The organism is Curtobacterium pusillum, from assembly GCF_007673235.1.
GTDB lineage: Bacteria > Actinomycetota > Actinomycetes > Actinomycetales > Microbacteriaceae > Curtobacterium > Curtobacterium pusillum_C.
In genome coordinates, this window is the sequence record NZ_VDZH01000003.1 from 261,886 (window position 1) to 283,157 (window position 21,272).

General features: G+C 71.3%; 20 protein-coding genes. 4 read left to right on the plus strand and 16 right to left on the minus strand.

Translation table 11 applies throughout. The features are described from left to right. Positions 1–304 precede the first annotated feature (304 nt). The 3 genes from FS532_RS09625 to truA all read right to left on the minus strand — a co-directional run bounded on the left by FS532_RS09625 (position 305) and on the right by truA (position 4,750). Complete coding sequence (locus tag FS532_RS09625; RefSeq protein ID WP_144753286.1) at positions 305–2,986, minus strand: ExeM/NucH family extracellular endonuclease; 2,682 nt, start codon at positions 2,984–2,986, stop codon at positions 305–307. A 115-nt stretch (positions 2,987–3,101) separates the two neighbouring features. Then, positions 3,102–3,848: an MBL fold metallo-hydrolase gene (locus tag FS532_RS09630; protein ID WP_144753291.1), complete on the minus strand. Its 747-nt coding sequence runs from the start codon at positions 3,846–3,848 to the stop codon at positions 3,102–3,104. Continuing rightward, positions 3,845–4,750, minus strand: coding sequence for a tRNA pseudouridine(38-40) synthase TruA (gene truA, locus FS532_RS09635; protein WP_144753295.1), 906 nt, complete (start codon positions 4,748–4,750; stop codon positions 3,845–3,847). The genes FS532_RS09630 and truA overlap by 4 nt, the downstream gene beginning before the upstream one ends. Before the next feature lie 173 nt (positions 4,751–4,923). On the opposite strand from truA, the gene FS532_RS09640 reads away from it, so the two are divergent. Continuing rightward, positions 4,924–5,913 carry an ATP-binding cassette domain-containing protein gene (locus FS532_RS09640; RefSeq protein WP_144753298.1) on the plus strand — a complete coding sequence of 330 codons (990 nt, stop codon included), beginning with the start codon at positions 4,924–4,926 and terminating at the stop codon, positions 5,911–5,913. Further along, positions 5,910–6,740 carry an ABC transporter permease gene (locus FS532_RS09645; RefSeq protein ID WP_144753301.1) on the plus strand — a complete coding sequence of 277 codons (831 nt, stop codon included), beginning with the start codon at positions 5,910–5,912 and terminating at the stop codon, positions 6,738–6,740. The genes FS532_RS09640 and FS532_RS09645 overlap by 4 nt, the downstream gene beginning before the upstream one ends. Here FS532_RS09645 and FS532_RS09650 read toward each other — a convergent pair. After that, positions 6,722–9,931 (minus strand): BTAD domain-containing putative transcriptional regulator, encoded by a 3,210-nt coding sequence (locus FS532_RS09650; protein WP_144753304.1) that lies wholly within the window; start codon positions 9,929–9,931, stop codon positions 6,722–6,724. The genes FS532_RS09645 and FS532_RS09650 overlap by 19 nt on opposite strands. A gap of 81 nt (positions 9,932–10,012) precedes the next feature. Here FS532_RS09650 and FS532_RS09655 point away from each other — a divergent pair, with 81 nt between their 5' ends. After that, positions 10,013–11,143: a hypothetical protein gene (locus tag FS532_RS09655; protein WP_144753308.1), complete on the plus strand. Its 1,131-nt coding sequence runs from the start codon at positions 10,013–10,015 to the stop codon at positions 11,141–11,143. A gap of 19 nt (positions 11,144–11,162) precedes the next feature. On the opposite strand, the gene FS532_RS09660 is transcribed toward FS532_RS09655, so the two are convergent. The 9 genes from FS532_RS09660 to infA form a co-directional block, all read right to left on the minus strand. Continuing rightward, on the minus strand, positions 11,163–11,651 hold the full coding sequence (locus FS532_RS09660; protein ID WP_144753311.1) for an SRPBCC family protein: 489 nt from the start codon (positions 11,649–11,651) through the stop codon (positions 11,163–11,165). 1 nt (position 11,652) lies between these two features. Continuing rightward, on the minus strand, positions 11,653–12,009 hold the full coding sequence (locus tag FS532_RS09665) for an ArsR/SmtB family transcription factor (protein ID WP_144753314.1): 357 nt from the start codon (positions 12,007–12,009) through the stop codon (positions 11,653–11,655). A gap of 38 nt (positions 12,010–12,047) precedes the next feature. Beyond that, entirely contained in the window at positions 12,048–13,166 is a 1,119-nt protein-coding gene (locus tag FS532_RS09670; RefSeq protein ID WP_144753317.1) for an FUSC family protein, read from the minus strand. Positions 13,167–13,374: 208 nt separating this feature from the next. Next, the gene (rplQ, locus tag FS532_RS09675; protein ID WP_144753320.1) at positions 13,375–13,965 is read right to left on the minus strand and encodes a 50S ribosomal protein L17; all 591 of its coding nucleotides are present in this window, start codon (positions 13,963–13,965) and stop codon (positions 13,375–13,377) included. A 66-nt stretch (positions 13,966–14,031) separates the two neighbouring features. Next, positions 14,032–15,027, minus strand: coding sequence for a DNA-directed RNA polymerase subunit alpha (locus tag FS532_RS09680; RefSeq protein WP_079237370.1), 996 nt, complete (start codon positions 15,025–15,027; stop codon positions 14,032–14,034). Between the two features lie 205 nt (positions 15,028–15,232). Then, positions 15,233–15,631, minus strand: coding sequence for a 30S ribosomal protein S11 (gene rpsK, locus FS532_RS09685; RefSeq protein ID WP_017885507.1), 399 nt, complete (start codon positions 15,629–15,631; stop codon positions 15,233–15,235). A gap of 9 nt (positions 15,632–15,640) precedes the next feature. Next, positions 15,641–16,015 carry a 30S ribosomal protein S13 gene (rpsM, locus tag FS532_RS09690; protein ID WP_058728274.1) on the minus strand — a complete coding sequence of 125 codons (375 nt, stop codon included), beginning with the start codon at positions 16,013–16,015 and terminating at the stop codon, positions 15,641–15,643. A 162-nt stretch (positions 16,016–16,177) separates the two neighbouring features. Further along, on the minus strand, positions 16,178–16,294 hold the full coding sequence (rpmJ, locus tag FS532_RS09695; RefSeq protein WP_022903266.1) for a 50S ribosomal protein L36: 117 nt from the start codon (positions 16,292–16,294) through the stop codon (positions 16,178–16,180). 70 nt (positions 16,295–16,364) lie between these two features. After that, positions 16,365–16,586 carry a translation initiation factor IF-1 gene (infA, locus tag FS532_RS09700; RefSeq protein WP_017885509.1) on the minus strand — a complete coding sequence of 74 codons (222 nt, stop codon included), beginning with the start codon at positions 16,584–16,586 and terminating at the stop codon, positions 16,365–16,367. Between the two features lie 288 nt (positions 16,587–16,874). Here infA and FS532_RS09705 point away from each other — a divergent pair, with 288 nt between their 5' ends. Continuing rightward, a complete protein-coding gene (locus FS532_RS09705; protein WP_144753323.1) occupies positions 16,875–18,149 on the plus strand; it encodes an LCP family protein in 1,275 nt (424 codons plus the stop codon). A 198-nt stretch (positions 18,150–18,347) separates the two neighbouring features. Here FS532_RS09705 and map read toward each other — a convergent pair whose 3' ends face one another. Genes map through secY form a run of 3 tightly spaced genes read right to left on the minus strand, consistent with a single transcriptional unit; the run spans position 18,348 to position 21,097 of the window. Continuing rightward, positions 18,348–19,181 (minus strand): type I methionyl aminopeptidase, encoded by an 834-nt coding sequence (gene map / locus FS532_RS09710; RefSeq protein WP_144753325.1) that lies wholly within the window; start codon positions 19,179–19,181, stop codon positions 18,348–18,350. Between the two features lie 6 nt (positions 19,182–19,187). Further along, complete coding sequence (locus FS532_RS09715) at positions 19,188–19,778, minus strand: adenylate kinase (protein ID WP_097181254.1); 591 nt, start codon at positions 19,776–19,778, stop codon at positions 19,188–19,190. Next, positions 19,775–21,097 (minus strand): preprotein translocase subunit SecY, encoded by a 1,323-nt coding sequence (secY, locus tag FS532_RS09720; protein WP_144753328.1) that lies wholly within the window; start codon positions 21,095–21,097, stop codon positions 19,775–19,777. The genes FS532_RS09715 and secY overlap by 4 nt, the downstream gene beginning before the upstream one ends. Positions 21,098–21,272 lie beyond the last annotated feature (175 nt).

Genomic DNA, 21,272 nt, shown 5'->3' on the forward strand with positions numbered 1-21,272 from the left:
CGGTTGTCGAACGGGGCCGCGTGGGGGCTGTTCCGCGCGTAGGAGGCCGTTCCGCTCGTAGGAGGCCGTTCCGCTCGTAGGAGGCTGTTCCGCGCATGGGAGGCAGGCCGTTCCTGCCTCCCATGCGCGATTCTGCTTTCCAGGTCACGCGCGATGGGTCGGAACGCACGCAGGGACGGACTGGAGGCGCGGTGCCAGCTGGCACCGCGCCTCCAGTCCGGCAGCTGGTCGCGGCCAGGGCCGCGTTGAGTGAGCAGGAATGGTCGGATCCACACCACGAACGCGACCATTGCTGCTCACTCGATCAGCCGAACAGGCTCCGCAACCACGCGATCAACGCGGCGAGCGCCGCGAGCGCGTCCGCCACCGGGTGACCTCCGTGACCGGGGCCGCCGTGGCCCGGGTTCCCCTGTCCCGGGTCGCCGACGCCGGGCAGGTCGATGCCGACCAGGATCGGGTCGTGGTCGCTCGCCCGGTAGACGTCGTCGCGGTACAGGTCCGTGACGTTGTAGTCGTAGCGGCTGTACTCCAGGCCGACGGACTCGACCGAGTTGATGTTCCAGATGTCCACACCGGTGACCGTCCTGAGCGCCGCCTTCGAGGCGAACACGTGGTCGAGCGAGCCGCTCAGCCCGTCGAACACGTAGGACCACTCGGTGGCGTCCTGCGTCGGCCCGAGGTCGGTGTAGCCGGCGTCGTCGAGGACCTTGACCGGGTCCTCCTGGCTGTAGGCGTTGAAGTCGCCGAGCATGAACACCTTGTCGGTGCCGGCCTGCCGCTGCTGGGCGGTCGAGAACGACACGAGCGCCTTCGCCTGCTCGACGCGGGAGTGGTTCGAGGCACCCTGCCCGTCGCCCTGGTCGGCGTCGACGCCCTCGCCGGACCCCTTCGACTTGAAGTGGTTCGCGATGACGAGGAAGGTGTCCTGCTTGCTCGGCTTGGCCGATCCGTTGCCCTTGCCGGGCTTCTTCACCACGGGCGCGAACGCCTGGGCAAGCGGCTGCCGGGCGTTGGCGAACGCGGTGGAGTCGAGGATCGTCGACCCGCCGACGGGCTGGACGCGGTCCTGCTTGTAGATCAGGGCGAGGCGGATGACGTCCTCGCTCGCGGGGGTCTTCGCCGGGGACTTCGCGTACGCCCAGGTGTCCTTGCCGGTCGCCTGGTTGAGCGCGGCGACGAGGGTGGCCACGGCTGCGTCGCGGTCCTTGCCGAAGCGGGCGGAGTTCTCGATCTCCTCGAGGGAGACGACGTCGGCACCGAGGCCGTTGATCGCCTTGACGATCTTCACCTGCTGCCGGGCGAGGTCGTCCGCGTTCGCCGCGCCTCGGGCGTCGCAGCCGCCGCGGACCGTCACGGGGTCGCCGTCACGGTCGGTGTAGTACGTGCAGCCGGTGAGCTGGTCGCCGGTCGTGGGGAAGTAGTTCAGGACGTTGAAGCCGGCGAGCCGGATGTCGCCGCCGACGTTCTCCGGGGCGGTGGTCCGCACGTTCGAGAACGCCGTCGGCAGGTCCGCCGCCGCGGTCGCTCCGGTGATCGGCGAGGTGGGCTGGAACTTCCACGCGTCGTTCCGGTAGTCGAGGACGACCGGCTTCCGGAAGGTCGCGGCGGCGCCGACGGTCACCGGCCCCTGGGTGAGCCAGGACACCGGGATCGACTGGTTCGCGGCACTGAGGAAGTTCGTGCTCGCACCGTCGTCGAGCGTGACCGTGCGCGCCGCGTTGTCCGCGATCACCGCGGCCGCCTCGGCGCTGCCCGGACGCGCGACCTCGGTGGGCTGCAGGAGCCGCTGCTTGCCACTGGCCAGCACGACCTCGCCGTACTGGTTCGTCGTGTAGTTGTCGGCGACCGTGTAGTCACCCTGCGGGGCGACGAGCATGCTCTCGAGCGACTCGCGCTGGGCGTCCGTCCGCGGGAGGGTGATCGTGGCCGGGACCGGCTGCACGACGCCCTCCTTCGGCAACTGCTCGAGGCCCGCGGCCGACGGGACCGTCAGCTCGGTCAGGCCGTTGAACTCGGACACGGAGCCGGTGAGCCGGACCGCGTCGCCGACGCGGACCGAACCGGCGGTGGCCGCGGAGTAGACGAACACGGCGTCGGAGGCGGTGTGCTTCGCCAGGTCGAGCGCCCCGCCGGTGCCGGCGGTCTGGACCGTGTAGCCGTTGAAGCCGCCCGTGGCGTAGACCGCCGTGACGACGCCGTCGGTGCGGACGGTCCCGCCGACGTACGGGGAGGCGTCGCCGGTGCCCTGCAGCTGCGCGATGGTGACCTGCTCGGCCGGTGTCCCGGGGTCGGTCGGGTCGGTGGGGTCGGTCGGATCCGTCGGGTCCGTCGGCTGCGTGGTCTCGCCCGCCGCGTTCTCCGGCGTGACCGTCGACGTGACCGTGAAGTCCGCGGCGTTCGAGTCGGTGTCGGTCGTGCCCTGGCGGGTCAGCGCGTCCGGCACCGAGTTGGCGGTGCCTGCCGTGGCGACCGCGGTCTCGAACGTGTTCGAGGTGCCGTACCCGAGCAGGTCGACGACGCCCGGTGTACCCGTGGTGACCGCGCCGGCGGGCAGCGAGAGCGCGGTGGCCTGGTCGGCGAGCACGAGGGTGCCCGTGGATCCGGACGGGTTCAGACCGGTGACGGCGTCGGGCTCGGGGAGCGCCTGGCCGTTCGTGCCGTTCGACCCCATCTGCACGAGGTAGGTGCCGTGCGCCGGGACCGAGCCGCTGAGCTTCCCCACCGCGGGGGAACCGGTTCCGGTCGCCGCGCGGTACTGCACCGACCAGCCGTCGACGCTGACGGCGGTGTCGGTGGGGTTGCCGAGCTCGACGAACTTGTTCGTGAACGGCTGGTTCGCACTGCCGCCCTTGAGGTAGGCCTCCTCGATGACGAGGCCGGTGCCGGCGGGGTTCGCGCTGGCGGTGGAGACGGAGACGAGCGGTGCGGCGACGAGCGCGGCGGCAGCGGTGGCGCACAGCAGAGTGCGCCCGACGGATCTGTGCATGGTCGCACGCTACCGAGCTGCAGGGGCCCTCAGGTTTCCGGCTGGTGAACGATCCGTTCCACCCCCGGTCGGGGGCTGGAGCCGAGACTCGGGCCCGCGGCGCCTCGCCGCCCCCTCACGACCCGATCGGCAGCCAGGCCGATCCGACCCGGTGTACCGCCGGCCCGTGCCCCGGCAGCAGGATCTCCGGGATCGGCAGGGCCCGGGCGGACTCGAGTGCGCGGTCCTGGTCGGCGGTGAAGAACGGCGTGATCATCCGCGGCCGCGGCGCCCAGGACCCGGGCTGCGTGTCGTGCCGGCTCACCACGGCGTCGCCGGTGACGATCGCGTTCGCCGCGGGCAGCAGGTACGCGGTCGACCCGACCGTGTGCCCGTCGGCCGGGAACGGCGTGATCGCCCGTCCGTCGAAGTCCGCCGCGGTGAACGCCCGCGCGGAGGGCACCGCGGTCGGGCGGAGGGCGTCGGACCGGATCGCCCGGCTCAGCCAGCGCAGCACCCGCGGGGACGCCAGCCGTCCGCCGATCTCCGCCGGCGTCACCTGCTGCCGCGACGGCCCGCGCACGTTGTCGAGTTCGTCGGCGTGCGCGAGTACCTCGACGTGCGGGTACCGCGCCAGGATGCCGGGGATGCCGCCGACGTGGTCGACGTGCCCGTGCGTGACGTACACGCGGCGCAGGTCGTCGAGGTCGTGTCCGGCGTACCGCACGGTGTCGAGCACGAGGTCGGCGTCGGCCGGGTAGCCGGCGTCGATCAGGGCGACACCGTCCTCTTCCGCCAGGACGACCCAGTTCGACACTGGCCCCTCGACGAACACCACCCCGGGTGCGACGGACACAACGGAGCGGGGTTCGCGGGGACTCATCCCCCGACGGTACCGCCGTCGTCGCTCGTCCCACGCCGCGCACGGGTCTGCGTCGCCCGGGCGGCGAGATCCTCGTCCGCCGGGTACCCGACCTCGGTCAGCGTCAGCCCCTTCGCGGGTGCCACCTTGAACTCGCTCGTACGGGTCTCGGCGACGCGCAGCTCCTCGAGACGGTCGGCTCCGAACCGGCCCTCGCCGACGGCGATGGTCGCCCCCACCATCGCGCGCACCATGGAGTGGCAGAAGGCGTCTGCCTGGAGGCGCGCCACCAGCACGCCGTCCGGCTCGCGGTCCCAGCGGAACTCCTGCAGCGTCCGGATCGTGGTCGCGCCCTCGCGCGGCTTGCAGAAGGTCGCGAAGTCGTGCAGCCCCAGCAACCGCAGCGCACCGCTCTCCATCGCCGCCGGGTCCAGACGCGTCGGGTGCCACACGGTGTGCCCCCGTCGACGTGGATCGCGCGGGGCGTCGGCGTCCGCGATCCGGTACGAGTAGCGCCGCCAGAGCGGGGAGAACCGGGCGTCGAACCCGTCGGGCGCGACCGAGGCCCGGGTGACGACGACGTCGCCCTCCGGTGCGGCGATGCCGTTGAGACGCTTCACGAGGGACTCGAGCGGCGAGCGTTTGGTGCTGAGGGCCGCCCACTGCGACGCGGTCAGATCGACGTGGGCGACCTGACCGGTGGCGTGCACCCCGGAGTCGGTGCGGCCGGCGACGGTGAGCAGCGGCGGCTCCCCCCAGCGGGTGAAGACGGTGGCGAGCGCCGACTCGAGCGCTCCCTGCACGGTGCGGAGTCCGGGCTGCCGGGCCCACCCGGAGAACGCGGCGCCGTCGTACGCGATGTCCAGCCGCAAGCGGGTGCTGCCACCTGCACCACCGTTCTGGGAGCCAGCCGTCTCGTCCACGCGACCACCGTACCGGCGGTGAGCCGCGCCTCCAGGCAGTCCTCCACAGGACCCGCCTGACGTGCGCCGTGCACCGGTGTCAGCGCCACGTCAGTGCCGCGTGAGCGGCCCGCGGCACGATCGTCCTCGACATCGACGAACCACGTCGAGTCACCACGAAAGGACCTGCGCGAATGACCACCACACCGCTCGCGGTCGAGGCCACCGGCCTCGTGAAGACCTTCGGGACGAACCGCGCAGTGGACGGTGTCGACCTCCGCGTGGAGGCCGGCACGGTCTACGGCGTGCTCGGCCCCAACGGCGCCGGCAAGACCACCACCATCTCGATGCTCGCGACCCTGCTCAAGGCGGACGCCGGCGAGGCCCGCGTCTTCGGCCACGACGTCCGGCGCGAGGCGCAGCTCGTCCGCTCCCTGATCGGCGTGACCGGTCAGTACGCGAGCGTCGACGAGACGCTCAGCGCGACCGAGAACCTCGTCATCTTCTCGCGGCTGCTCGGCCTGAGCCGTGCCGAGTCGAAGCGCAAGTCGGTCGAGCTCCTGGAGCGCTTCGGCCTGACCGAGGCCGCCAAGCGCCCGCTGAAGGCGTTCTCCGGCGGCATGCGCCGGCGGCTCGACCTGGCTGCGAGCCTCATCGCGCAGCCGCCGCTGATCTTCCTCGACGAGCCGACGACGGGCCTCGACCCCCGCACCCGTGCACAGATGTGGGACACGATCCGGGAGCTCGTCGCGACCGGCTCGACAGTCCTGCTGACGACGCAGTACCTGGACGAGGCCGACCAGCTCGCCGACCGCATCGCCGTGATCGACCACGGTCGGGTGGTGGCCGAGGGCACCGGTGACGAGCTGAAGGCGTCCATCGGCTCGAGCTCGCTCCAGCTCCGGCTGGCCGACGCCCTGCGGCTCGACGCCGCCCGCGCGATCGTCCGGAACACCCTGGGCGTCGACGCGGTGGCCAGCCCCGAGGGCTCGCGCCTCACCGCGCCGATGTCCGACCCCGACCGCGTGACCGACCTGCTCGTGTCGTTCCGCGAGGCCGGCATCTCCCTCGCCGAGATGAGCGTGCAGAAGCCGACGCTCGACGAGGTCTTCCTGACCATCACGGGTGCCCCGGCCACCGCCGACGACGACACCCAGCGCGAGCTCGAAGGGAGCATCGCATGACCACCATCGCCCCCGCACCCACCTCGACTCCACGCGTCACACCCCGCCCGGGTGTCGGAGCGACGGGACTCGGCGCCACGATCCGGCAGTCCTTCACGATGGCGTACCGCGGCCTGGTGAAGGTCCGGCGCACACCCGAGCAGCTGTTCGACGTGACGCTCATGCCGATCGTCTTCACCGTGATGTTCACGTACATCTTCGGTGGCGCGATCGCCGGCGACATCGGCAGCTACCTGCCCGTGATCATCCCCGGCATCCTCGTGCAGACGAACATCACCTCGTCGATCGTGACCGGTGTCCAGCTCCGCGAGGACATGGACAAGGGTGTGTTCGACCGCTTCAAGTCGCTCCCGATCGCCCGCATCGCGCCGCTCGCCGGCGCACTGCTGGCCGACACCGTCCGGTACGCGATCGCCACCGCCATCACGTTCACGGTCGGCATCATCATGGGCCTCCGTCCCGAGGGCGGCGCGGCCGCGGTCGTGCTCGCCGGCCTGCTCGTGATCGTCGTCGCGTGGGCGATCAGCTGGATCTTCGCCTACTTCGGCGTGATCGCCCGCACCGCGTCGAGCGTCTCGGGCATCGCCAACCTGGTCCTGTTCCCGCTGACGTTCCTGTCGAACGCGTTCGTCCCGACCGACACCCTGCCGGGCTGGCTGCGGTGGTTCACCGAGGTCAACCCGATCTCGCACCTCATCACCGCCGTGCGGGAGCTGATCAACCACGGTGCCGTCACCGGTGACCTGTGGATCAGCCTGCTCGGCGCCGCCGTCGTCGTCGCGGTCTTCGCGCCGCTGACGGTCCGCGCCTACATGCGGAAGGCGTAGCGGAGGTCCTCGAGCAGCAGCCTCGCCTGCGCGACGGCCTCGGTCCGGTCCCATCCGGCCGAGGCCGTCTCGGCGTCCGCGACCGGACCCTCGCCGACCGCGTCGACGAGGAGCGGTCGGAACCGTGCGTGCGCGAGCACCGCGAAGTCCTGGCGGGTGCCGAAGCGCATCGCGGTCCCCCAGCAGCGGGCTGCCTCGGCCGGACGGCCGCTCCGCGCGGCCGCGACGGCGAGCCCCACGAGCGTCGTGCCGATGACCGGCAGGTCGAGCCACCACGGGTGCACGCGGATCATCACGAGGGCGGCGTTCCGGATACGGCGAGCGACCGTGCGTTCGTCGGCCTGGAGGCACGGTGCGGCCCCGTCGGCCGCGCGCACCGCCGCCTCGTCGACCGCCGCGATCCGTGCCGCGCCCGCCATCACGGTCCAGTGCGGCGTCGCCTTCCGGTGCGGCAGGACCCAGTCCCACGCGGCCGTGTACTGTGCCGCGGCACCGTCGAGGTCGCCCTCGAACCGGAGGCACTCGGCACCGATGGCGACCGCGAGCACGCCGATCTGGGAGCGGTCGCCGTCGAAGCCGCCGCGCCCCGCGACCGGGCGGTGCTGCAGCTCGGCAGCGACCGACCGGGCGGTGTCCACGGCTCCGGTCGCGGCCGAGCAGAGGCCGACGGTCCAGCCGATCTCGTACAGGTCGTCCTCGGCGCCGAAGCGCTCGAGCTGCTCCCGCGCGCGGCCGGCGTTCGCGAGGGCGTCCGCGTACCGGCCGGTCTGGGCGAGGAGCTGCGTCATGGTGACGGCCACGGTGCCGATCGTCCACGCGTCGGCGGTGCGCTCCGCGAGCGTCTGCGCCCGGGTGGCGTACCGGAGGGCGGCCTCGAACTCGCCGTCGTTCTCGGCGAGGGGCGCACTCAGCATGTTGGCGGTCCCGGCCACGCCCTCGTCGGGGTCGTCACGGAGACGCTCGAGCAGTGCGGTGCCCGCTGCCGGACGACCGAGGGTCAGGAGCAGGGCGGCCTGCGCGTCGAGCACCGGGAAGCCCGTGGTCCCCGCACGACGGAGCCGTCGGAGCGTGGAGATCGCCCACGCCGCGGTCCGGCGGTCGTCGAACGCCGAGGACGCACCGGCGACGACGAGTCCGACGTGCACCGCGGCGACGTCCTCGGCAGCGGGCGGGCCCGAGCGCAGCACCGCGACCACGTCCGAGGCGATCGCGGTGACCTCGCCGTGGGCGCCCCGGAGCGTCCAGTAGGCACCGAGGGCGGCGAAGACGTGCGCGGTCGCCGAGGCGTCTTCGGCGCGGAGGCTCCAGCGGAGCAGGGTCACGAGGTTGTCGGCCTCCCGCTGGACCTCGTGGAAGCGGCCGAGCTGCTCCGGGCCGGTGAGCGTGAACAGGTTCCGGGCGGCGGCGAAGTCCCGCCCCCAGCGGATCATCGCCGTGCGCACGGTCTCGGTGGCGCCGCGCTCGTCGAGCCGTGCGGCCCCGAACTCGCGGACGGTCTCGAGCAGGCGGTAGCGGACCGGCTCCCCCTCGACCTCGACGAGTTGCACGAGGGACTGCTCGACGAGTTCGGCGAGGTCGTCGAGCGCATCGTCCCGGCGGTCCGGCGCGGCCACTGCCTCGACGGCGTCGACCGCCAGGCCGTCCGGGAACAGCGCCAGGCGCGTCAGGAGGTCCTGCGCACCGGCGTCGAGCAGCCGCCAGCTCCACTCGATGACCGCCAGGAGCGTGCGGTGCCGTTCCGGTGCGCTCCGGTCGCCGCCGCGGAGCAGGGCGAACCGGTCGTCCAACCGACGCTCGATCTCGTCGATGCTCATCCCCCGGATCCGCGCGGCGGCCAGCTCGATCGCGAGCGGCGACCCGTCGAGCCGCGTGCAGATGCGTCGGACGGTGTCGACGGGCAGCACGGCCCCGGGTCGGGCGGCCCGGGCGCGCTCGGTGAAGAGGCGGACGGCGGCACCGTCGGCCTCGACCGGCAGGGGCGCGAGCGGGGCCACGACCTCACCGGCGATCGCGAGCGGTGCGCGCGAGGTCGTGAGGATCCGGAGGTCCGGGATGCTCGCGAGCAGGTCAGCGGCGAGGCCGGCGACATCGGCGACGAGGTGCTCGCAGTTGTCGAGGACGAGGACCGTCGGGGCCTCCCCGAGCGCCCGCCCCACCCGCGCCCGCAGGTCGGCGACGACGACGTCCCGCAGTGCCCGGGCGGAGCGGAACTCGGCCACCCCGAGCAGGGCACCGAGCGCGGGGACGACGTCCTCGGCGGTGGCGATCGGCGCGAGCTCGAACACCACCACCCCGGTGGTCGGCGGCACATCGGCGGCGACCGCCTGCGCGAGACGGGTCTTGCCCAGCCCGCCCGCACCGAGGATCGTGACCAGCCGGTTGCGGGACAGCAGGTCCGTGACGGTGGCGAGGTCCTCCTGTCGCCCGACGAGCGTGTTCGGCGCGGCCCGCAGCCCGACCCGGCGAGCGCGACCGGAGTCGGCGGCGGACCGTCGGAGCAGCTCGGCGTTCAGCCGCACCAGGTCGGCCGAGGGGTCCGCGCCGAGCTCGTCCGCCAGACGGTCCCGGTGCGCCGCGAACGCGGCGAGCGCCTCGGCCGTCCGACCGGCGGCGACCAGGGCACGCATGCACCCGGCGACCGCGACCTCGTCGAACGGGTTCGCCTCGGACTCGGCGAGCCAGAGCACGGCTGCTTCGCCCGCGTCGCCACGGTCGAGGAGGAGTTCACCGAGCCGGCGTCGGAGCGCACGGCGGGCAGTGGCCGCGCGGTCGGCCAGCGATGCGCCGAGGTCCCCGTCGACGTCCGCTCCGGGGTCGCCCCGCCACTCGTCGAGCGCTGCCCGGACCGTCACGACGTCGTCGCTCGACGCCGCGTGCTCGGCAGCCGTGAGGTCGACCGAGCCGGGGTCGACCCCGAGTGCGTAACCGGTGCTCGTCGACACGACGACACCGTCAGCCGTGCTGCGCCGGAGGCGGGAGACGAGCGTCTGCAGCGCCGCACGTGCACCCCTTGGCTGGTCGTCCCCCCAGAGCTCGTCGATGAGCGCCTCGGTCGTCACGGCGTGCCCGCGTGCCAGCACCAGCGCGACGAGGAACGAGCGTGCGAGGGCTCCGGGGACGGCGGTCGGGCGCCCCTCCTGGTCCGCGACCTCGACCGGTCCGAGGACGGCGACGCGAGGCTGGACGGGCACGGTCCGAGTCTAGGTCGAGCGTTGTCGGATCGTGATGGCTCCCGAGCGCTGCGGCGCGCTCGCGACACCTAGCCTGTGGGGATGCACACGTTCACCCGGGGGGTCGTGGGGGCCGCCGTCGCCCTCGCGTCGATCATCGTCGTCACCGGCTGCTCCGTCCCGAGCACCCCGACCGCCGAGGTCAGTGCCTCGACCGCACCGACCGGCACCCCGGCGCCGACCGACGCCGCGACGACGGTGGACTTCGGTCCCACCCCGGACGCGACCGGGCGCCTCGCCTGCTCGACGGCGTTGCCGGACGACCTCGTCGCGGCCCTCGTGCCCGGGCTGCGTGCCGTGGACACCCTGACCGACTCGGCGCACATCGCCGGGTCCGAAGCGTTCGTCCCCGGTGCCGGCGGGATCGTCTGCGACCGGTCGAACGGTGTCGCGCCGCTCGACGACCACGTGCCGGGACGCGCCGGGGAGGCCCTGTTCGAAGGCGTTCGTCTCAGCGTGCTGCCGGACGCTCGAGCTGCCCTCGCCGAGCACACCGAGTACGACGGCGGCGGGACACCGACCGCCTGCGGGGCGAGCGACTCCGCGCGGGTGTACTGCACGGCCGACGTGCTCGCCGGCAACGCCTGGGTGCACCTCGCCTCGACGCGGCTGCAGGACGACACCGACGCCACCCCCGAGCAGGCGCAACCGGCGTTCGACGCGCTCCTGTCGGCGGTGGTCCGACAGGTCTCGGCGTCCCCGCTCGGCACCGCGTCCGACGACACCGCGGCGGACGACGGCTCCATCACGACGTGTGACGCGGGGAACGTGAACGCGGTCACCGCGACCGAACTCGCGGTCGGACCGTTCGTGAACAGCAGCACCGCTCCCGAGGCCGACGACTTCGCCCGGAACCGCGTGGGCGGCGACTCGTGCGTGTTCGTCGGCACCGCCGGGTCGTACCCGACGGCGGACGCACTCTTCACGCGGGTCCCCGACGCCGGGTGGATCGTCCAGCGTCGACTCGCGGCCGGCACCGTGGCACGTGCGGAGCGCCTCGACGTCGACGGGCTGGGTGCGCGCGATGCCGCCTGGCGCACCTGCGACGACGACGCCTGCACGGTGGACGTCGTGCGGGGCGGTGACTGGACGCACTACGTGCTGTTCCGCCGAGCCGCCCCGGACACGAGCGGCGCGATCGCACGGTGGGTCGAGTCGTCGTTCGGCTCCTGATCGGTCGCCGCCAGACCGGTCACTCGCCGCGGTAGCGCCCCCGCAGCTCGGCGTAGCGCGCGTCCCAGTCGAACGCCGCGATGCCGTCGACATCCCCGGCGAGATCGAGTTCGAGCAGCTCGAGGTACGTGTGCCACCCCGGCGCGTAGTCCCGCCCGCCGACGCCGTCGTGCTCGAGCCGGAGGGCCGCACCGCCCGCCACGGGCTCGACCGTGACGGTGATCGTCGTCTCCTGTTCCTCGCTGGCGTGCCAGGTGGTCGTGAACGTGCGCGGGGCGTCGCACGCCGTGACCGTGCCCTCGGTGAAGACCGTGCCGTCGTCGTACCGCGCGAGCCAGCGGCCGCCGAGGCGGAACTCCCCTTCGTACGGGGCCATCCACCGCGAAAGCCGTTCGGGGTCGGTGATGGCGTCCCAGAGGTCCTCGACGGTGGTCGGGTAGGTCTGGGCGAAGCGGATGAGGTACCCGCCGGAGGGCGAGTCCTCGACGGTGCCGTCGGTGGTGCGCATGTCAGTGCTCCTCGGGGTGGACGTCGGGCGGCGCACCCGGAGCACGTCGACCCCGGGCGATCTCGGTCGTGAGGGCGTCGAGCCGTTGCCGCCAGAGGGCGCGGTACCGTTCGACGGCGCGGTCGAGTTCCTCGACGGCGCGGGGCTCCAGTCGGTAGACGCGTGCGGTCCCCCGCGGTGCCGCCGTGGCGAACCCGGCGTCGCGCAGGACGCGCAGGTGCCGGGAGACCGCGGGCTGGGAGATGCCGAACTCCCCTGCGATGACGTCGGTCAGCGCACCGGCTGTCCGGTCTCCTTCGGCGAGGAGTTCCGTGAGCCGGCGTCGGACAGGGTCACCGAGGACGTCGAAGGCGTGCACACCGACACTCTATAACCGCGGTGTTATGAAGTCGAGGGTCAGCCGCGCGGCTTCCCGAACGCCGACGGACCCGTCCGGGTGTCCAGGTCCGCGGTCGCACGCCGCTCCGACTCCACGATGCCGCGGAGCGCCACGAGGGCTGCCGACGTGACGGCGACGTGGGACGGGTTCTCCCGCGAGGCGTCGAGCGCCCGCTCGACCTCCGCGATGGCGTCGTCGCCCTCCTCTTCCGGGCACTCCCCGCGGATGACGCACGAGAGCTGTCGCATCGCCTTCGCCAGCGGCTCCGCGAACGCCGGATCGGGCCGACCGAGCCCCTCGGACACCGGGCCGGAACGAGCGACCAGTTCGGTGAGGTCCGTCGTGTACCAGGCCACGCGCTCCAGTGCACGGAAGCGCGCACCGTCCTGCTCGAGCCGGGCGCGCGAACCACGGAGCGCCCCGCGGGGGTTCAGCCGACGACTCTCGTGCGCGATCGACACCCGCGACCGCACGTCGGCGATCGCACGGTCGAGCCGGTCCTGCTGGCGGTCCCACGCCTTCTCGTCGCGCGTTCCTTCCTCGAGGACGTTCGCGAGCCCCTCGAGGTGGTCGGCGAGGACCTCGTTGACCGCGTCGATGCGGTGCTCGGCGTCCCAGAAGTGCAGGGGCGGGAAGACGAGGAAGTTCACGAGGAGGCCGACCACGACGCCGACGGCCATCTGCACGAGGTACCCCAGCGAGTAGCCCTCGGCGTGTGCTCCGCCGACGAGCAGGACGAACAGCGCCGCGGTGGACACCCACGAGCTGCCCTCCCCGAGCACCCGGAACCCACCCACGAGCACCCCGATGCCCACGGCCAGCGCGACGGCGAGGAACCCGGGGTCACCGACCCACATCGTGAACCCGGCGATGACGATGCCGAGCGCGATCCCGATCAGCGTCTGGACCCCGCTCCGGATGCCCGCGAACACCGTCGTCTGCATCGCCACGACGGCGCCGAGCGGGGCGTAGTACGGGTACTCCGCCGCGACGCCGGGGACGTGCCGGGCGAGGAACCACGCGATCACCGCGGCTGCTGCCGCCTTCGCGGCGTGCAGCAGGCGTGGCTGCGTCCCGGAGGTCCGGCTCCACCGCCAGAGGCGGGTGCCCACCCCCGCCACGTGCTCGAACGGCATCGCTTCCTCTCGTCGTGTCGGCCGGTCACGATACGGGCCCGCGGCTGGGAGACCGGGCTGATCCGCGTTCTGCGACCTGCGCCGCTGTCGGCCTGGAGGCACGTGGCGGGCCCGCACCGCGCCTCCAGGCCGCCTCCTGGTCGCCCCCAGAACGCGAGGAAGCCCCCGCAACGCATGTTGCGGGGGCTTCCTCGTGGTGGTGCTGAGGTTACTTGGCGTCGTCCGACTTCTCGGCGTCGTCAGACTTCGTCGCGGCGTCTTCCTCGACCTCGGCGGCAGCCTCGGTGTCGGCCTCCTCGGCGACGGGAGCGGACTCCTCGGTGGTCTCGGTCTCCTCGACCGGGGCCTCCTCGGTGCTCGTCTCGTCGGCTGCGGGCTCCTCGACCGGCGCGGCGGCGGCCGGAGCCGACTTGCGCGTGACGGGGGCCGGCGTGCTCGAGAGCGGCTCGAGGACGAGCTCGATCGACGCGAGGGGAGCGTTGTCGCCCTTGCGGAAACCGAGCTTCGTGATGCGGGTGTAGCCGCCCGGACGCTCCTCGACCTGCGGAGCGATCTCGGTGAACAGCGTGTGCACGACGGACTTGTCGCGCAGGATGCTGATCACGCGACGACGCGCGTGAAGGTCGCCACGCTTCGCGAACGTGATGAGACGCTCGGCGACGGGACGGAGGCGCTTGGCCTTCGTCTCGGTGGTCGTGATGCGACCGTGCGTGAAGAGGGCGTTGGCGAGGTTGCTCAGGAGCAGGCGCTCGTGGGCGGGGCCGCCACCGAGGCGGGGGCCCTTGGTGGGCTTCGGCATGTCAGTTCTCCAGTGGTGATGGTGTTGCGCGCTGCGTCAGCGGCGCGCGTGCGCGTCAGCGCGAGGTCAGTTGTTGGACTCGTCCTCGTCGTACCCGCTGTAGAAGTGGGCGCCGTCGAATCCGGGGACGGTGTCCTTGAGGGACAGGCCGAGCTCGGTGAGCTTGTCCTTGACCTCGTCCACCGACTTCTGACCGAAGTTGCGGATGTTCATGAGCTGCGTCTCCGACAGGGCGACGAGCTCGGACACCGTGTTGATGCCCTCCCGCTTGAGGCAGTTGTAGCTGCGGACCGACAGGTCGAGGTCCTCGATCGGGGTCTGCAGCTCGTTCGAGAGCACGGCGTCGACCGGCGCGGGGCCGATCTCGATGCCCTCGGCCGCGGTGTTGAGCTCGCGGGCGAGCCCGAACAGCTCGACGAGCGTCCGACCAGCCGACGCGATGGCGTCGCGCGGCGTGATGGCCGGCTTCGACTCGACGTCGACGACCAGGCGGTCGAAGTCCGTGCGCTCACCGGCACGCGTCGCCTCGACGCGGTAGGTGACCTTGAGGACGGGCGAGTAGATCGAGTCGATCGGGATCTGACCGGCTTCGCTGAACTCCGAACGGTTCTGCGTCGCCGAGACGTAGCCACGGCCACGCTCGATCGTCAGCTCGAGCTCGAAGCGCGCGGTGTCGTTCAGGGTCGCGATGACGAGGTCCGGGTTGTGGATCTCGACGCCGGCCGGCGCGGAGATGTCCGCGGCGGTGACCTGACCGGCACCCTGCTTGCGCAGGTACGCCGTGATGGGCTCGTCGTGCTCGCTGGAGACGACCAGGCTCTTGATGTTGAGGATGATCTCGGTGACGTCTTCCTTGACACCGGGAACGGTGCTGAACTCGTGGAGGACGCCGTCGATGCGGATGCTGGTGACAGCCGCGCCGGGGATCGAGGAGAGGAGCGTGCGGCGCAGCGAGTTGCCGAGGGTGTAACCGAAGCCCGGCTCGAGCGGCTCGATGACGAAGCGCGAGCGGAACTCGGAGATCGATTCCTCGGTCAGGGTGGGGCGCTGTGCAATGAGCACTGTGGGATTCCTTTCGGCGGAGTGTCCGCTATATGACACTCGGCGGTACGACGGGGCCGACCGGGCCCCGACGGGTCTGTTGAGTTGTGATCACGCGCACCGAGGTGCGCGATCGAACGACCAGGAATGGCCGCGGGCCCCGCCCGGCCCCGTCGGAGTGGATCCGATCAGGGGACGAGCAGGGCGCGGCCGGTTGCTCCTCGCGTCAGACGCGACGGCGCTTGGGCGGGCGGCACCCGTTGTGCGCCTGCGGCGTGACGTCGTTGATCGAGCCGACCTCGAGGCCAGCGGCCTGGAGGGAGCGGATCGCGGTCTCGCGGCCCGAACCCGGACCCTTCACGAACACGTCGACCTTCTTGACGCCGTGCTCCTGCGCCTGACGCGCAGCGGACTCGGCGGCGAGCTGCGCCGCGAACGGCGTCGACTTGCGCGAACCCTTGAAGCCCACGGCACCCGAGGACGCCCAGCTGAGGACGGCACCCGACGGGTCGGTGATGCTCACGATCGTGTTGTTGAACGTGCTCTTGATGTGGGCCTGGCCCACGGCGACGTTCTTCTTCTCCTTGCGGCGCGGCTTGCGCGCGGCAGTCTTGGGGGTAGCCATCGGGGTCTCCTATCGAGCCTTCTTCTTGCCTGCCACGGTGCGCTTCGGTCCCTTGCGGGTACGCGCGTTGGTCTTGGTGCGCTGACCGCGCACCGGGAGACCACGACGGTGGCGAAGACCCTCGTAGCTACCGATCTCGACCTTGCGGCGGATGTCGGCTGCGACCTCGCGGCGGAGGTCACCCTCCACCTTGAAGTTGCCCTCGATGAAGTCACGGAGGGCGACGAGCTGGTCGTCGGTCAGGTCCTTGACGCGGATGTCACCGGAGATACCGGTCTCGGCGAGTGCCTGGACCGCGCGGGTACGGCCGACGCCGTAGATGTACGTGAGTGCGATCTCCACGCGCTTCTCGCGCGGGATGTCGACGCCTGCTAGACGTGCCATGTGATGGCTGCTCCTGTTGTCGATGGAGGTGTGGAGCAGTACCGGTGCTCGGGCCTCCGACCCGAGGTGTCCCCGCTCGCGCGGTTCTTGGTACTGCGTTCGATGTTGAGTTGTGGTTCCTGCGCAGGCCGCCCGAGGGCGATCCGCATCAGGCAGCCGGGACTAGCCCTGGCGCTGCTTGTGACGCGGGTTGCTCTTGCAGATCACCATGACGCGGCCCTTGCGGCGAATGACACGGCAGTGCTCGCAGATGGGCTTGACGCTGGGGTTGACCTTCATTGTTGTTTCCTCGTGCTCGCTGGCTTCGTGCCCGGCAGGGTTGCCGAGCCGTTCCTTTCCAGCTCGCGGATCACTTGTAGCGGTAGACGATCCGGCCGCGGGTCAGGTCGTACGGGCTCAGCTCCACGATCACGCGGTCCTCGGGGAGGATGCGGATGTAGTGCTGGCGCATCTTCCCGGAGATGTGCGCGAGGACCTTGTGTCCGTTGGTCAGCTCAACGCGGAACATCGCGTTGGGCAGAGCTTCGAGCACCGAGCCTTCGATCTCGATGACGCCGTCTTTCTTGGCCATAGCCTCACTGTCGCTTGGTTGGAGAACCGGTGTGATCCCCGAGCCGGTCTGCGGGTCGGGCGCCACGCCAAGAAGGCATGGCACACCAAAGATCGATCTTATGTGGTAAACCCAGGATTGCCAAGTGGAGGCCGCGAAGTCCCCACGTCTGGGGCTTCACAGACGTGCCTGAGCGTTCCACAGTGGTTTGTCGGCGGCTTCCGGGCCACCGCATGTCACCGGACCCTAGCGTGACCCGCAGCCTCGTCCGCGCCGCACGACCGCGCCGGACCACCGAACGGAGACCACGTGCCCGACGCCACTCGACGCCCGCTCGCCCGCCACGGCCGGCTCCCCCGCCGTCGCGGGTGGACGACGCTCGCCTCGATCGTCGCGTCCGCCCTCGCGGTCGTCCTGGTGAGCGGCACGAGCGTGGCCGCCATCGCCGGGGCGCAGCTCGCCAGTGCGCCGAAGACCGTCAAGCTCAGCACGGACGACCAGAGCACCGCCCAGACCGCCGACATCACCGCCATCAAGGGCGGCGCGAACATCCTGCTCATCGGCAGCGACACCCGGGTGGGCCAGTTCGACTCGGACGAGGACGTCGAGGGCGCCCGCAACGACGTCACGATGCTGATCCACATCTCGCAGGACCACCAGCAGCTCACGGCGATCAGCTTCCCGCGCGACCTCATGGTGCCGATCCCGGCGTGCACCAACCCCGAGACGGGGACCGCGTACCCGGCGGCCACGTCGGCGCAGTTCAACACGGCCCTCGGCAACGGCGGTGTCTCGTGCGTGGTCGACACCGTCGAGAACCTCACCGGGCTGAGCATCCCCTACGCCGGCCTCATCACCTTCGACGGCGTCATCGAGATGTCGAACGCGCTCGGCGGCGTCGACGTCTGCGTGGCCGAGCCGATCAACGACACCTACACGGGCCTGCACCTCACCGCGGGCTCCCACAACCTCGAGGGGTCGGACGCACTCGCCTTCCTCCGCACCCGGCACGGCGTCGGCGACGGCAGCGACCTCGCCCGCATCAGCTCCCAGCAGGTGTTCCTGTCGGCGCTCCTCCGGAAGGTGACCGCCGACGGCACCCTCTCGAACCCGATCACGCTCTACAAGCTCGCCGGCGCCGCGCTCTCGAACATGACCCTGTCCGACGGTCTCGCACAGGCACGCACGCTCGTCGGGCTCGCCGGCGCACTGCGCGGCATGAGCACCGCGAACATGCTCTTCGTGCAGTACCCCGTCGCGGACGACCCGGCGGACAGCGCGCGCGTGATCGTCGACCAGGACGCGGCGCACACCCTCAACGTCGCGCTGCAGAACGACCAGAAGACCTCGCTGAGCGACTCCAGCACGGGGCGGGCGTCCGAGGAGTCCGGTACCGCGAGCGGCACGGCGACCACGGCTCCGTCGACGGGCACCTCAGCTGGTTCCACCGGATCGAGCGGGTCGTCGTCGGGCACGAGCACGGGGGCGGCCACGAGCACGGCGACCACCTCGTCGACGCCGTTGCCCTCGTCGATCACCGGGCAGAGCGCGTCCGAGGAGACCTGCTCCGTCGGCAACAACTGAGCCGAGAATCGGGCTCCGCGAGGCGAGACTCGGGCGCAGCGACGGTTCTCGCGCCGCACGGCGCGAGAACCGTCGCTCGGACCGAGTCTCGGGCGGACGCATCCGGGCTGGGACCAGCCGGACGGGAGCCGCGTGGCGGGGCCGCGCCGTGCCTCCAGGCCGACAGATGGGGACCACGCACCTGCCTGGAGGCGCGACCTACGGGATCGGGACCGGCGTCACACCCAGCGGGGCCAGGCCCGCAGCGCCGCCGTCGGCGGCGGTCAGGACCCAGATGCCGTCCGCGTGGACCGCGATGCTGTGCTCCCAGTGCGCGGCGTCCGACCCGTCGAGGGTCCGGACGGTCCAGTCGTCGTCGTCCGTCGAGCTGTCGATCGTGCCGGCGGTGACCATGGGCTCGATCGCGACCACGAGTCCCGGGCGGATCGCCGGACCCGCGCCGCGGACGCGGTAGTTGAAGACCGGCGGGTCCTCGTGCATGGACCGGCCGATGCCGTGCCCGGTGTAGTCCTCCACGATGCCCCACGCACCGGTCTCGTCGATGGCGTCCTCGATGACGGCGCCGACCTCGTGCAGGTTCCTGGCGTGCGCCAACGCGGCGATCCCGTGCCAGAGCGCACGCTCGGTGGTGTCGCAGAGCGTCTGCCGTGCTGCCGTGACGCCGGCGTCGCCGCCGGGCACGACCACGGTGAACGCGCTGTCGCCGTTCCACCCGTCGACCTCGGCGCCGGCGTCGACCGACACGATGTCGCCGGGCTGGAGCACCCGGTCGCCGGGGATGCCGTGCACGATCTCGTCGTTCACGGAGACGCACAGCGTGTGGCGGTACCCCGGCACGAGCTGGAAGTTCGGGATGCCGCCGCCGTCACGGATGACTGCCTCGGCGATCGCGTCGAGTTCGCCGGTCGTCGTTCCCGGACGGACCGCTTCACAGACCGCCGTCAGGGCGGCCTCGGTCAGTTGCCCGGGCCGCACCATCGCGCGGAGTTCCTCGGGGGTCTTGTAGATCGAGGGCTTGCGGAAGCGGACCACGCGGGGTCAGACGCCCGCGGTCAGCCCACGCGACGACAGCGCCGCCTGGATCCGGTCACCGACCTCGTCGATGCCACCGAGGCCGTCGACGTCGACCACGAGGCCACGCTCGCCGTAGGCGGCCACGATCGGAGCGGTCTGCTCCGTGTAGACCTGCTGGCGACGACGGATCGTCTCCTCGTTGTCGTCGCTGCGGCCCTGCTCCTCGGCGCGCTTCAGGAGACGGCCCACGAGCTCGTCCTGGTCGGCGACGAGCTGGATGACCGCGTCGATGCCCGTGCCCTGCTCGGCGAGCAGCGCGTCGAGGTACTCGACCTGCCCGACCGTGCGGGGGTAGCCGTCGAGCAGGAACCCGCCCTCGGCGTCGGCCTCGTTGAGGCGGGACTTCACGAGCTCGTTCGTCAGGGAGTCCGGGACGTAGTCGCCGGCGTCCATGATCGCCTTGGCCTGCACACCGAGCGGCGTGCCCTCTGCCACGTTCTTGCGGAAGATGTCACCCGTCGAGACCGCGGGGATCCCGAAGGCCTCGGCGATACGACCGGCCTGGGTGCCCTTCCCGGCTCCGGGAGGTCCGACGATGATGAGACGTGCGCTCAACGGAGAAGCCCTTCGTAGTGACGCTGCTGCAGCTGCGAGTCGATCTGCTTCACGGTCTCGAGGCCGACACCCACGATGATGAGGATGCTCGCGCCGCCGAACGGGAAGTTCTGGTTCGCACCGAAGAACGCCAGTGCGCCCAGCGGGATCAGTGCGATGAGACCGAGGTACAGGGAGCCGGGCAACGTCACCCGGGTGAGAACGTAGTCGAGGTACTCAGCGGTGGGTCGACCAGCCCGAATGCCCGGGATGAAGCCGCCGTACTTCTTCATGTTGTCGGCGACCTCTTCGGGGTTGAAGGTGATCGCGACGTAGAAGTACGTGAACCCGACGATGAGCAGGAAGTACAGCGCCATGTAGAACCAGTTGTCACCCGAGGTCAGGTTGTTCTGGATCCACGTCACCCACGCGGCCGGCTCCTTGCCGTCCGACGGCTGGTTGAACTGCGCGACCAGGGCCGGCAGGTAGAGCAGCGACGAGGCGAAGATGACGGGCACGACGCCGGCCATGTTGACCTTGATCGGGATGTACGTGTTGTTGCCGCCGTACGTGCGGCGACCGACCATGCGCTTGGCGTACTGGACGGGGATGCGCCGCTGGGACTGCTCGACGAACACGACGGCCATCATGATGACCAGCCCGACGAGGATGACGAACAGGAAGACCTCGAAGCCGTTCGACTGCTCGATGGCCCAGAGCGCCGACGGGAACTGCGCCGCGATGGACGTGAAGATGAGGAGCGACATGCCGTTGCCGATGCCGCGCTCGGTGACGAGCTCGCCCATCCACATGATGAGGCCGGTACCGGCGGTCAGCGTGACGACCATGAGCATGATCGCGTACCAGCTGTCGTTCGAGATGATCGTCGAGCAGGAGGACGAGGCGTTCGTGCCGAAGAGGGCACCCGAGCGGGCGACCGTGATCAGGGTGGTGGACTGCAGCACGCCCAGCGCGATGGTGAGGTAGCGCGTGTACTGCGTCAGCTTGGCCTGACCGGACTGCCCCTCCTTGTAGAGGGCGTCGAAGTGCGGGATGACCACGCGCAGCAGCTGCACGATGATCGACGACGTGATGTACGGCATGATCCCGAGCGCGAAGACCGAGAGCTTCAGCAGCGCGCCGCCGGAGAACAGGTTGATCAGGTCGTAGAGACCCTGCTGCGACGAGGCGCTGGCGAGACAGGTCTGCACGGAGGCGTAGTCGACGAACGGCGCGGGGATGTACGACCCCAGGCGGAACAGCGCGATGATCGCGAGGGTGAAGCCGATCTTCTTGCGAAGATCGGGGGTGCGCATGATGCGCGCGACCGCTCTGAACACGAGGACTCCGAACTTCTGGGACCGGCGGCCCTTCGAGGGGCCGTCACCGGTGTGGTCGGCAGGACCGACCTGGTCGGCGGACGCCGACCACTGTCAAGGAAACCGTAACGGCGGGGCCCCCGCCCACCCCCCGGCCCCCCGCCGGGGTGCTTCCTGGGGGGCGCCCCCCCCCGCC